We start from the raw sequence: 10819 nt of genomic DNA on the forward strand, positions 1-10819 counted from the left end.
GGCCGGGGGCGACAGCGGCGGTGCTCACCGGGGGATCATGGCAAGCCGGCCCACGGCGGGGAAAGTCGACCCGCGCGGACCGGCACCGGCGCGACGGGCGGCGTGGCCCGGAGCGGGACTCAGGTCGACCCGACCGGTACCGGGTCGGGGAGCGGGAACAGGGTCAGGAACCGGTCCACCGCCGCCAGGTCGCCGGTGACCGTGACCGCGCCGGTGCGGACCGCCCCGGCCAGCTCACCGCCGCCGTAGATCAGACCGGCCAGGGTGGCCGGGTCGGCGGTCACCGTGGCGTCGGCCGCCTCGTCGACACCACGACCGACGTCCAGCGTGCCGTCGCGGACCGTCGCCCGGAACCGTTCCTCGCCGATGCGCAGTTCGTACCGTCCGGACCAGCCCCGGGCCCGGCCCGGGTCGAAGTTGGTCCGCAGGGACAGGATCAGCGCGGTGGCGCTGAGATGGCCGTCGCGTCGCCTGGCCGGTGACCGGGCACCCCACCGGCCGAGCCGGGAGAGGACCGGCTCCAGTTCCCGGCCCCAGTCGGTCAGTTCGTATACCCAGGTGCCGGCCGGTGGGGCGAGCCGGTACCGGCGGACCACCCCGGCGGCGGTCAGTTCGTCGAGCCGGTTGGCGAGCACGTTGGTGCTGATCCCGGGCAGGTCGGCCCGGAGGTCGCGGTACCGCTTCGGGCCGAGTACCAGCTCCCGGACGACCAGCAACGCCCACCGCTCGCCGACCAGGTCGAGGGCGTGCGCCAGCCCGCAGGAATCCTGGTAGCTGCGGTGCGTACCCATGGCGCGGAGTGTATCCACCGGCCGCGAGCGGCGACCAAAACACTTGTTCTAAACAAGCGAACGTTGCTAGATTGCCAGCGGTCAACGTCCAGGGCTGGTCGCCCGGCCCGATCCGGTCACGGGGCGGATCGGGCCGGGCGGGCGGTTGACCGGCCGGCGGTCGGCGGGCCGGCGGTCGGCGGGCCGGCGGCACCTGACGGGCCGGGCGCCGGTGCGAGCAGGCGGACCCGGTCAGGACATCGCGGCTGCCGGGGTCGGGGACACCTCGGGGGCGCGGTCGTCGGGCCGGCCCCGCAGCAGCGGCAGGGCGGTGAAGAACAGGCACACCGCGACGAACACCAGCAGGGCGGTACGCAGCCCGAACGCGGTGGTCAGCCAGCCGCCGAGCAGCGCGCCGACGGGCAGGCCGGTGAAGCCGACCGCACCGGCGATACCGATCACCCGGGTCTGCAACGCGTCCGGCACCCGCTCGTAGAGGGCGACCCCGAGCAGCGGGTTCACTGCCGCGATCCCGAGCGCGGACACGAAGGTGACGGTGATGACGACGACCAGTTCGTCACTGAGGGCGAGGGAGAGCAGTCGGGGCGTACCGCTGATCGCCGCCCCCACGACGAAGGTCAGGTAGCGGGGCAGCCGGGGCGAGAGCCAGGTGAAGAGCAGGTTGCCGACCAGGCCTCCGGCGGCGAACGCGCCGAGCACCAGGCCGAGCCCGGTCGGGGAACCGAGCACCTCGGCCACCCAGAGCGGGATGAAGACCGCGATGCTCGCGTTCGCCACCATGTTCAGCCCGAAGATCACCAGCAGCATGCTCAGCAGGACGGTGTCCCCGCGCAGATAGCGGAACCCGCCCCGCAGGGCGTCGAGGTAGCTCTCCCGGGGCGCCTTGGCGGGCCCGTCGCCGGTCTCCGGCCCGCTCGCGGCGCTCACGGCCGGCGTGGCCGGAGTGGTGGGGGCGGGCAGCCGGACGAACACCCCGACCAGCAGGGCGCAGACCGCGAAACTGACGGCGTCGATGACGATCGCCCCGGTACTGCCGAACCAGAGCACCAGCAGTCCGGCCAGGGCCGCGCCGAGCAGGGTGGCGCCCCGGCTCAGCCCGTCGTAGGCGGAGGTGAGCCGGATCAGCCGTACCCCGGCCGCCTCGGCCACCGGGCGGAGCATGACGTGCTTGACCCGGTCGCCGATGCCGCGCAGTCCACCGGCCACCGCGACCAGCAGCACCAGGGCGGTGAAGCCGAGCTGCGGGGCGAGCGCCACGGCCGCCACCGCCGCCATCACCAGGGCGCTGCCCGCGTCCGCCACCACCGAGGTCCGGCGCAGTCCGACCCGGTCGGCCAGCGGCGCCGCCAGCGCACTGGAGAGGATGTACGGCACCGTCTCGGCCGCCGCGACGATACCCATCCGGGTCGGGCTGCCGGTGGTCTCCAGCACCAGCCACGGGATCGCCACGATGGAGACCCGGGTACCCAGGGTGGAGATGATGTCCGCGCTGATCAGCGTGACCAGCCGGCCGCGCGGCGTCACGTGCCGCTGCCGATCGGCACGGCCGGGTGGTCGGTGGCGTACCGGTCGCGCAGGGCGCGCTTGTCCACCTTGGCCGACCGGTTCAGCGGCAGCCGGTCGACGAACTCCACCGACGCCGGTGCCCACATCTCGTTGAGGGTCGTGCTGACCAGGTCGATCAGCTCGTCGGCGGTGACCGTGGCCCCCGGGGCGGTCACCACGTACGCGTGCGGCACCTCGCCGACGGTGTCGCTCGGCACGCCGATCACGGCGGCGGCGCGTACCTCGGGGTGGTCGGCGATCGCGTCCTCGATCGGCCGGCAGAAGATCGCCCAGTTCCGTCGGTGCGTGACGATCATGTCGTGTACCCGGTCGACCAGGTAGAGGTAGCCGTCGGCGTCAAGGTGGCCGATGTCGCGGGTGCGGACCCAGCCGTCGACGATGGTCTCGGCGGTGAGTTCCGGCTGTCCGTAGTAGCCGGAGAAGCTGAGCTGGGTGCGGACCCAGACCTCACCGTCCACGCCGGGGTCGAGGACCGTGCCGTCCGGCCCCCGGACCTCGACCTGCACGTCACCGTACGGCCGGCCGCAGGACCGCAGCCGCTCCGGGTGCTCCGGGTCGTCCGTCAGGCCGGGCTGGGCGCAGATCACCACCGCCTCGCTGAGCCCGTACACGATCCGCAGCACCGGACCGAACCGGTCGATGGCCTGCCGCAGACGGGTGGGTGCGGCCGGACCGGCGCCGACGTTGAACATGAACATCCGGGAGAAGTCCGCGCCGTCGAGGGCGGGATGGTCGAGCACCTCGTAGAGCATCGGCGGGGTGACGAAAGTGGAGTTGATCTGCTCCTGCTCGACGGTCTCGATGAACCGGACCGGATCCCAGTCGTCCCGCAGAACCAGCACACCCCCGGTGAACAGGTTGAACAGGGTGGTTATCTGGCCACTGGCCAGCCACATCGGTGAATGGGACAGGTGCCGCAGGACCGGCATTCCGGCGTCGACGAAATTCTGCGCCAGGGTGAGGATCTGGGCGTAGAAGCCCTGCCGGTGGTGCACCAGCTTCGGGGTGCCGGTGGTGCCGCTGGTCTGGAGGAACGACTCCGGCTCCGGTACGTCGGTCGGCAGGGCGGTCGCATCGACGTCGCCGTCGGCGGTGAGGTCCGGACCGGCGCCGCCGGGGCCGAGGCAGAACACCGGTACCCCCGGCAGGTCCGCGTGCAGCTGGGCACCGAGGCTGTCGGTCGCCCGCGCGTCGTAGACGAACACGTCCGGTTCGGCGAGCCGGACGAACTCGTCGATCTCCTTGCGGGCGGTGACCGGGGCGATCCACATCGAACGGCAGCCCAGCAGGTGCAACGCGAGCTGGAGCAGGGGGCCCTCGACCGCGTTGGCGACCATGACCAGTACGGCGCTGCCCGGCGCCACGCCGTGCCGGAGCAGGGTCGCGGCCATCGCGCGTACCTGGTCGGCGGCCTGCGGATAGGTCAACCGGCGGCCCCCGCCGACCAGGGCCTCCCGGTCCCCGAAGGAGGCGAAACGCGCCAGTGCGGTGTGTACGTAGTTCGGTCGGTGCTCGGACCCGACAGCCATGCGGCAGCTCCCATCGGCGTCGCGGCGGCAGATCGTCCGGGACCGCCCCGGCATTCGACTCGCTGGCCCGCCGGATCGACGGCCGTCCCGCCGCGGGGTCAGAGCCTATTCGGCGGTGGGAGACCGGGACCAGAGCCGAACGGTGCGCCGACCTGTCCGGGGATTAATTGATCATGACGATCCGGTTGATTGACGCCTGTTGGAGGCGCGGTTACGTTTCATCACCATCATCCAGCGGTGCCGTCAGTGGGCGGCCCTGGGCTGGGACATCATGGAGGTTCAATGTCGACCCCGAAACGATGGCAGGTCGTGGCGGCCGTCGCGACGCTGACGATCGCGGGTACCCCCGCGGTCGTGGCGAGCGCCGGCCCGACGGCCGAGGCCGAGGCCGAGGCGTTCATCCGGCCGAAGGGGACCTGGGCCGGTAGCTGGGCAGCGGCGGTGACCCGAGGCAACTCCACCGGCCTGACCAACACCGGCTTCAACAACCAGAGCGTGCGGATGGTCGTGCACACCTCGCTGGGTGGCGACCGGCTGCGCATCCGACTGTCCAACATCTTCGGTGAGCAGGCCGTCAAGGTCGGCAAGGCGACCGTCGCCCTGCCGAACACCGCCACCCCGGACGACGTGTCCGACATCGACCCGGCGAGCGTCCGGGAGCTGACCTTCAACGGCGCGTCGTCGGCGAACATGGCGCGCGGCGGTGAGCTGCTCAGCGACCCGGTCAACCTGCCGATCGCCGACCAGCAGGACCTGGTCGTCACGCTCTACTTCCCCACCGCGACCGGCCCGACGACGTTCCACGGCCAGTCGCAGCAAACCAACTTCATCGGCGCCACCGACCTGACCACCGCCCCCGACGGTGCCGGGTTCACCATCCGACCCAACTGCTGCTGGTTCTACCTGTCCGGCGTGGACGTGGAGCGGCGGCACAACCCCGGGTCGGTCGTGGTGTTCAGCGACTCGCTCGGGGACGGCAACGGCAGCACGGTCAACGCCAACCGGCGCTGGCCCGACCTGCTCGCCGACCGGCTGATCGACGCCCGTCCGGACGTGCGTACCCCCGGCGTGCTCAACGCGAGCCTCGCCGGCAGCCGGCTCAACCACGAGGGCCCCGAGCCGGGTGCCGGGGGCTTCCCCGGCTACAACCAGCTCGGCCCGAACGCGCTCGCCCGGCTGAACGAGGACGTCTTCGCCCAGACCGGTGCGCGGACCGTCATCACCCACATCGGCATCAACGACATCTGGATGACCGGGGACTCCGCCGAGGCGATCATCGCCAGCCTGCGGCAGATCAACCAGCAGGTGCAGCAGCGCGGGCTGACCAGTCTGGTCAGCACCCTGACCCCGTACGAGGGGCACGGCAACCCGGGTGTCTGGACGCCGGAGAAGGAGGAGACCCGTCAGGCGGTCAACGCCTGGCTGCGCAACAACGCCGCCGAGTTCGACGGCCTGATCGACTTCGACCTGGCGCTGCGGGACCCGGAGCGGCCGAGCCGGCTCAAGCCGGAGTTCGACTCGGGGGACCACATCCACCCGAACGACGCCGGTAACCAGGCGATGGCCGACGCGGTACCGCTGAGGATGCTCGGCCTGTAGTCAGCAGTTTGCGCAAGAGCGCCCGGCAAGAGGGCGGTGGAGGCGAGGCGGGTCCTGGCCGAGGGTGGCAAGGCGGAGGAGGAGGGCATGCCGGTGTGGCATGGCCGACGACGACAACGCCGCCAGTCGACGTGCCAGGGTACGTCGCAGCCCCGCCAGTCCTCTTGCCGGGCGCTCTGAGCGATGTGAGAGCCGGGAGCGGCGGGGGAGTACCCCCGCCGCTTTCGGCGCGAGTTCTGGGGAGGACGACGCGATGGACATAACCTCTGTACTGGCCGGTCTCTACAGCGAAGACGGGCGTCGGGACCCGTACCCGCACTACGCGGACCTGCACCGGCTCGGCCCGGTGTCGGCCCTGCCACCCCGCCCGCTGGAGGGCGTACCGGTCGCCATCGCCTGCGGGTACGAGGTGGTCGACCAGGTGCTCCGCGACCCGGAGTGGTTCAAGAACACGCTGCCCAGCGAGGGTGAGCACCAGATCCTGAACACCTTCGAGACCTCGATGATGTTCACCAACCCGCCCACCCACGGCCGGATGCGGCAGGTCTTCGCCCGCGCGTTCACCCCACGCCGGCTCGACGCCCTCGAACCGGTCGTGGTGCGGGTGACCGAGCAGCTGCTCGACCGGATGGCCGACCTCGGGGCCGGCGGGGCCAGCTTCGACTACGTCGCCGAGTTCGCGTACCCGCTGCCGGCGCTGGTGATGGCCGAGTTCATCGGCATCCCGGAGACGGACCTGGACTGGTACCGGGTCCGGGTCAAGCAGATCGACGACTTCCTGGACATCTCCGGCAAGACCCCGGAGCTGATCCGGGCCGCCGACGACGCGGCCAGCGAACTGCGCGGGTACTACACCGATCTGATCGCCCACCGGCGTCGGAGCCCCGGCGACGATCTGATCAGCAACCTGGTCGCCGCCGTCGACGCCGGCACGGCCGGCATCACCGAGCAGGAGCTGGTCAGCAACCTGATCGTGCTGTTCAACGCCAGCTTCGTCACCACCATCTACCTGCTCGGCAGTGGCCTGCCGCTGCTGCTGGACCAGCCGGACGTGGTGGCCAAACTCCCCGGCGACCCGGACCTGGCCCTGGACTGCTGCCACGAGATCCTGCGCTGCGAGAGCCCGGTGCAGTTCCTCACCCGGCAGGCACCCCGGGACACCGAACTGGCCGGCGTACCGGTCGGCCGGGACCAGGTGGTGCTGCTGATGGTCGGCGCCGCCAACCGCGACCCCGCCGTGTTCGCCGACCCGGACCGGTTCGACCCGACCCGGCAGGGGCCGCCGTCGCTGGCCTTCGGGGCCGGCGCCCACTTCTGCCTCGGCGCGGCGGTCTCCCGGATCGAGGGGCGGATCGCCCTGCCCCGGCTCTTCGCCCGGTTCCCGGGACTGGCGGTCGCCGGCCCACCGGTGTACACCGGGAACCTCTTCCTCCGTGGCGTCGACGTCCTCCCCGTCACCACCGGCTGATCGGAGCTGATCCCCGTGCCCCTCGACCCGCAGGTCGCCCGCTTCCGCACCGGCCGCAAACTGGCCGGTGTCAAGCCGCTCTACACCCAGTCGCTGGCCGACGCCCGGGCCGCCGACCTCGCCGCCATCCAGGCCGCCGCCGGTGCCGGCGAACCGGTGCACCAGGTCACCGACCGGACCCTGCCCGGCCCCGACGGGGACCTTCCGGTGCGGGTCTACCGGCCGGCCGGTACCGACCCGCAGCCGGCGCTGGTCTACTTCTTCGGTGGCGGCTGGACCCTGGGCAGCATCGACACCGCCGACGGGATCTGCCGCCGGCTGGCCAACGCGGTGCCCTGCACCGTGGTCACCGTCGGCTACCGGCTCGCCCCCGAGCACAGGTTCCCGAGCGCGGTGTACGACTGCTACGCGGCGGCCGAGTGGGTCGCCGCGAACGCCGGGGACCTCGGCGTCGACCCGGACCGGATCGCGGTCGGCGGGGACAGCGCCGGCGGCAACCTGACCGCCGCCGTGGCACTGCTGGCCCGGGAACGGGGTGGTCCTGCGCTGGCCGGCCAGGTCATGGTCTACCCGAACACCCGGTACGGCGCCGAGACCCCCTCGATGCAGGGCGACGCCGACCCGTACCTGTTCAACCGGCACTCCGTCGACTGGTACTGGGGTCACTACCTGGCCGACCCGGCCGACGGGCGGCACCCGCTGGCCTCGCCGCTGCTGGCCGACGACCTGACCGGGCTGCCCCCGGCGCTGGTCGTCACCGCCGAGTACGACCCGCTGCGGGACGAGGGGGAGCAGTACGCCCAGCGGCTGGCCGAGGCGGGCGTACCGACCGAGCTGACCCGGTACGACGGCATGATCCACGGTTTCTTCGCGATGTCCGGTGTGCTGGACGGCGGGGCGCGGGCCCAGGCCCAGGTGGCCGACTGGCTGCGTGACCGGTTCGGGCGCCGTGATGGCTGACCCCGGCGTACCCGTGGACTGCGACACCGCCGTCTGCCTGGCGGACCTGGCCGAGCTGGCCCGCCGGGTGCTTCCGGCGGCGGTGTACGACTTCGTCGCCGGTGGGAGCGGGGCGGAGACCACGCTGGCCGGGAACCGCGCGGCGCTGGACCGGGTGGCCGTGCTGCCCCGGGTGCTCACCGGTACCGCCGACCCGGACCTGTCCGCGCGGCTGCCCGGCGGGGTCGCGGCCCTGCCGGTCGCGGCGGCCCCGATGGCGTACCAGCGGCTGGTGCACCCGGATGGTGAACTCGCCCTGGCCCGGGCCTCCGCCGCAGCCGGGGTACCGTTCGTCGCCAGTACCCTGAGCAGCTACCCGATCGAGGAGATTGCCGCGGTCGCCGGGCCGCTGTGGTTCCAGCTCTACTGGCTGCGGGACCGGTCGCTGGTCCGGGCGCTGCTGGCCCGGGCCGAGGCGGCCGGCGCGACCGCCATGATGGTCACGGTCGACGTTCCGCTGATGGCGCGCCGACTGCGGGACGTGCGTAACGCCTTCACCCTGCCGGAGACGGTGGTCGCCGCGAACCTGACCCGGGACCTCGCCGCCGGGCTCGCCGCCGGCCCGGACGACCGGGCGCACCTGGCCGCCACCGGTGTCTCGGCGGTCGCCGCGCACACCGCCGACGTGTTCGCGCCCGCCCTGACCTGGCAGGACATCGAATGGCTACGGGGACAGACCGATCTGCCGCTGGTGGTCAAGGGGCTGCTCGACCCCCGGGACGCCGCGCTGGCGGTGGAGGCGGGGGCCGACGCGGTGGTGGTCTCCAACCACGGGGGACGCCAGTTCGACGGGGCACCGCCGAGCATCGTGGCGTTGCCGGCGGTGGTCGACGCGGTCGCCGGTCGGGCCCAGGTGCTGCTGGACAGTGGCGTGGCCAGCGGTACGGACGTGCTGCGGGCGCTGGCCGGCGGCGCGGCCGGGGTGCTGGTCGGCCGGCCGTTGCTGTGGGCGCTGGCCGCCGGGGGCGAGCGCGGCGCGCGGCGGGCGTTCGACCTGCTGCGGGCCGAGTTGTCCGACGCGCTCACCCTGGCCGGCTGCGCGGACGTCGCGGGGGCCCGGGACCTGCGTACGCTGACGATCGGAGGGACCCGGTGACCGATGCGCCGCCGCTGCCGTACACCGTCGAGCTGGACATGACCGGCCTGCACCCGGCCCTCGCCGACCCCGCGCTCACCTCGATGAACTTCCTCAACGAGATCGCCCAGCACTACCCGGATGCGATCTCGTTCGCCGCCGGGCGGCCCTACGAGGAGTTCTTCGACGTCGGGCAGCTCGCCGGGTACCTCGACCGGTTCGCCGCGCACCTGCGCGACGACCTCGGGTACGACCCGCAGCGGGTGACCCGCACCCTGTTCCAGTACGGACGGACCAAGGGGATCATCCACCACCTGGTGGCCCGCAACCTCGCCGTAGACGAGCGGATCACGGTCGACCCGGAGTCGATCGTGGTGACCGTGGGCTGCCAGGAGGCGATGTTCCTGGTGCTGCGGGCGCTGCGCGCCGACGACCGGGACGTGCTGCTCGCGGTCAGTCCCACGTACGTCGGGTTGACCGGGGCGGCCCGGCTGGTGGACCTGCCGGTGCTGCCGGTGGCGACAGGGCCGGACGGGGTGGACCTGGTGGACCTGGTCGCGCAGGTGCACCGGGCCCGGGCCGCCGGGCTGCGGCCCCGGGCCTGCTACGTCATGCCGGACTTCGCCAACCCCTCCGGGCTCAGCCTGGACCTGGCCGCCCGGCGTCGGCTGCTGGAGGTGGCGACGGCGGAGGACCTGCTGCTGCTGGAGGACAACCCGTACGGCCTCTTCCCGGCCGACGGGGCGGCCCGGGTACCGACGCTCAAGGCGCTCGACGAGCGGGCCCAGGTGGTCTACCTCGGCTCGTTCGCCAAGACCGCGCTGCCCGGCGCGCGGGTCGGCTACCTGGTCGCCGACCAGCGGGTGACCGCTGCGGACGGGACGGTGAGCCTGTTCGCCGACGAGCTGGCCAAGATCAAGAGCATGGTCACGGTGAACACGTCGGCGATCGCCCAGGCGGTCGTCGGGGGCCGGCTGCTGGAGCACGGGTGCAGCCTGCTGGCGGCCAACCAGCGGGAGCGGGCCGCGTACGCCCGGAACCTGCGCCTGCTGGACGCGGGCCTGGCGGCCCGGTTCCCCCGGTTCGCCGACGGGCGCCGGGTCATCGACTGGAACGTCCCGGCGGGTGGTTTCTTCCTGGTGGTGACCGTGCCGTTCCCGGTCGACGACGCCCTGCTGGAACGGTCGGCCCGGCGGTACGGGGTGCTCTGGACCCCGATGCACCACTTCTACGACGGAAGTACCCCGGTCAACGCGCTACGGCTGTCGATCAGCGCGGTGACCGCCGACCAGATCGAATCCGGTCTGGACCGGCTGGCGGCGCTGATCCGGGACGCGCTGGAGCGTCCCCCGGCGGCCCGTCGCCCCGGATCCGCCTGACCGCCTGCTGCCGGTCCGCCGGTCCGGCGGCCCGGCCGGACCCGGTTGGCACCGAAACTATCGGTGACCCGTCCGGAGCAGAGCCCCACCCCGCCACTCCGTCGATCTTGCACTTGTGGCCCGCTTTTTGCCCCATTGATGACCGATGTCGGGGCCGAAACTGCAAGATCGTGCCGGGGTGGGGCAGGCCCCGCCGGATCTGTGTGGTGGCGGGCCCGGGTGCGGCGCGCGGCGGCGTAGCCCGGCGACGGCCCGGACCGGCGACCGAAATCTTTCCGAGAATTCTTGCCACCCGTTTCGGCGATGACAATACTGGGAGCGCTTCCATTGACGGTTGGCTGTGCGTCCGTCCCTCCTGGCGCCGGTCGACCCGACACCCCCACCACCCGCCGGCCCCCGGGCCAGCTGGAAGG

At 72.6% G+C, this 10819-nt stretch carries 8 protein-coding genes; 5 read left to right on the forward strand and 3 right to left on the reverse strand.

Annotated features, from left to right (window positions below):
- Positions 1–119: 119 nt before the first annotated feature.
- The 3 genes from GSF22_RS24050 to GSF22_RS24060 all read right to left on the reverse strand — a co-directional run bounded on the left by GSF22_RS24050 (position 120) and on the right by GSF22_RS24060 (position 3886).
- Positions 120–791, reverse strand: coding sequence for a winged helix-turn-helix transcriptional regulator (locus GSF22_RS24050; protein ID WP_208816006.1), 672 nt, complete (start codon positions 789–791; stop codon positions 120–122).
- Between the two features lie 231 nt (positions 792–1022).
- A complete protein-coding gene (locus GSF22_RS24055; RefSeq protein ID WP_208816007.1) occupies positions 1023–2315 on the reverse strand; it encodes an MFS transporter in 1293 nt (430 codons plus the stop codon).
- Entirely contained in the window at positions 2312–3886 is a 1575-nt protein-coding gene (locus GSF22_RS24060; RefSeq protein ID WP_208816008.1) for a class I adenylate-forming enzyme family protein, read from the reverse strand. Before GSF22_RS24060 ends, GSF22_RS24055 begins: the two co-directional genes overlap by 4 nt.
- Before the next feature lie 309 nt (positions 3887–4195).
- On the opposite strand from GSF22_RS24060, the gene GSF22_RS24065 reads away from it, so the two are divergent.
- From GSF22_RS24065 to GSF22_RS24085, 5 genes are all read left to right on the forward strand, one after another.
- Entirely contained in the window at positions 4196–5485 is a 1290-nt protein-coding gene (locus GSF22_RS24065) for an SGNH/GDSL hydrolase family protein (RefSeq protein WP_208816012.1), read from the forward strand.
- Positions 5486–5738: 253 nt separating this feature from the next.
- Positions 5739–6953 carry a cytochrome P450 gene (locus GSF22_RS24070; protein WP_208816009.1) on the forward strand — a complete coding sequence of 405 codons (1215 nt, stop codon included), beginning with the start codon at positions 5739–5741 and terminating at the stop codon, positions 6951–6953.
- Positions 6954–6968: 15 nt separating this feature from the next.
- Entirely contained in the window at positions 6969–7913 is a 945-nt protein-coding gene (locus GSF22_RS24075; RefSeq protein WP_208816010.1) for an alpha/beta hydrolase, read from the forward strand.
- On the forward strand, positions 7906–9048 hold the full coding sequence (locus tag GSF22_RS24080) for an alpha-hydroxy acid oxidase (RefSeq protein ID WP_208816011.1): 1143 nt from the start codon (positions 7906–7908) through the stop codon (positions 9046–9048). The genes GSF22_RS24075 and GSF22_RS24080 overlap by 8 nt, the downstream gene beginning before the upstream one ends.
- A 38-nt stretch (positions 9049–9086) precedes the next feature.
- Positions 9087–10406 carry an aminotransferase-like domain-containing protein gene (locus tag GSF22_RS24085; protein ID WP_208816013.1) on the forward strand — a complete coding sequence of 440 codons (1320 nt, stop codon included), beginning with the start codon at positions 9087–9089 and terminating at the stop codon, positions 10404–10406.
- Positions 10407–10819: the final 413 nt, after the last annotated feature.

It is taken from the genome of Micromonospora echinofusca (assembly GCF_017614955.1).
GTDB lineage: Bacteria > Actinomycetota > Actinomycetes > Mycobacteriales > Micromonosporaceae > Micromonospora > Micromonospora echinofusca_A.

Bases quoted from the DNA above. Each gene is read 5' to 3' on its own strand.
- GSF22_RS24050 (WP_208816006.1), bottom strand. From the start codon at position 791: ATGGGTACGCACCGCAGCTACCAGGATTCCTGCGGGCTGGCGCACGCC.
- GSF22_RS24060 (WP_208816008.1), bottom strand. From the start codon at position 3,886: ATGGCTGTCGGGTCCGAGCACCGACCGAACTACGTACACACCGCACTG.
- GSF22_RS24070 (WP_208816009.1), top strand. From the start codon at position 5,739: ATGGACATAACCTCTGTACTGGCCGGTCTCTACAGCGAAGACGGGCGT.
- GSF22_RS24080 (WP_208816011.1), top strand. From the start codon at position 7,906: ATGGCTGACCCCGGCGTACCCGTGGACTGCGACACCGCCGTCTGCCTG.
- GSF22_RS24085 (WP_208816013.1), top strand. From the start codon at position 9,087: ATGACCGGCCTGCACCCGGCCCTCGCCGACCCCGCGCTCACCTCGATG.